Below are 1458 nucleotides of genomic sequence, written 5' to 3' on the forward strand. Positions count from 1 at the left end.
CCTCATCCGTCGAGATATGATAGAAACGCTTACCCTCATACCTCTCCGGCAACGATTCCCAATACTCCTTCGCAGCCTGCAACAGCGCAAGCGTGCCCATGACGTTGGTGCGCGCGAACGTGAACGGGTCCTTGATCGAGCGGTCCACATGGCTCTCCGCAGCGAGATGGATGATACCGTCAATCTCATACTCACGGATCACGCGGCGCATCTCATCAAGATCAGCGATATCCGCCCTCACGAAAGTATAGTTCGGTCGAGTCTCGATATCCTTCAGATTAGCGAGATTACCCGCATACGTAAGCTTATCAAGATTCACGATATGATAGTCAGGATACTTGTTCACAAAAAGCCTGACAACATGGGAGCCGATAAACCCCGCCCCCCCGGTGATCAATATATTCCTCATAAAAAATTATCCAAATTAAAAAAGAAAAAATGAAGAAAGAAGTGAAAAAATCAGATGTTCCGGCAGTTTCGTTTGAGCCTCAGCTCAAATCCCCGTTCCATTTTGAATTCCATTCAAAATTCCAAGGATGTTAATTTCTGCCGGCTGGAGCCCCATCCCCTCGCCCAGGGCGAGGGAGCCGTGAGTCAAAGATTACCGATGCATCTCCTCAGCGAATCCGTCCAATACGGCACTGCCATCCCGAACGTCTCCTTGAACTTAGTCTTATCCAGAACCGAATACGACGGGCGCACCACCTTTGACGGAAACTCATCCGAATGGCACGGCTGCACGTCACAATCCCTATTCCCCGCATACTCCGCGATCATCTTCGTGAAGTCAAACCACGAGCACACACCCTCATTCGAGTAATGATATGTCCCCTCGTTACCTGCCATCATCCGTCCGTCTATAATGCGGTAGATCGCATCAGCAAGGTCCTGCGCATACGTCGGAGTCCCCACCTGGTCGAACACCACCTTCAGCTCCGGTTTAGTGGCAGTCAGGTTAAGCATCGTCTTCACAAAATTCCTGCCGTACTCCGAATAGAGCCACGCCGTGCGGAAGATAAGCGCGCGGCAACCGCTCTCCGCGATCGCCTGCTCGCCATGCAGCTTAGTCATCCCGTAAACGCCCGTCGGAGTCCCTTTCTGGTCCTCTCGGCACGGCACGTTATACGGCTCCTTCCCAAACACATAGTCGGTAGAGATATGGATGAGCGTGCCATCATTAGCCTTAACAGCCTCCGCCAGGTTCCTCACTGCTGTCGCGTTAAGCAACTCCGCGAGCTCCGCGTCATCCTCCGCCTTATCCACGTTGGTATAAGCCGCACAGTTGACGATGACCTTCACATCATTCTCCCTCACCATCCTACTGACCGCATCCGCATCCGTGATGTCGAGACGCACCACGTCATCACCAGCTACGTCAGTAAAAATGTAACTATCATCCGATCCCCTGGCGGCATTCCGCAGGCAGTTACCGAGCTGCCCGTTCCCGCCCGTCACAAG

General features: G+C 52.8%; 2 protein-coding genes. Both read right to left on the reverse strand.

Going from position 1 to position 1458, the window contains the following annotated elements; translation table 11 throughout:
• Positions 1-409, reverse strand: a 409-nt coding sequence (locus tag E5331_RS20040; RefSeq protein ID WP_136013294.1) for a GDP-mannose 4,6-dehydratase, incomplete at its 3' end; no start/stop codon positions are given.
• Positions 410-594: 185 nt separating this feature from the next.
• The coding region (gene rfbD / locus E5331_RS20045) for a dTDP-4-dehydrorhamnose reductase (protein WP_136013295.1) at positions 595-1458 on the reverse strand (864 nt) is incomplete at its 5' end.

This window comes from Lepagella muris (genome assembly GCF_004793975.1).
GTDB classification, from domain to species: domain Bacteria; phylum Bacteroidota; class Bacteroidia; order Bacteroidales; family Muribaculaceae; genus Lepagella; species Lepagella muris.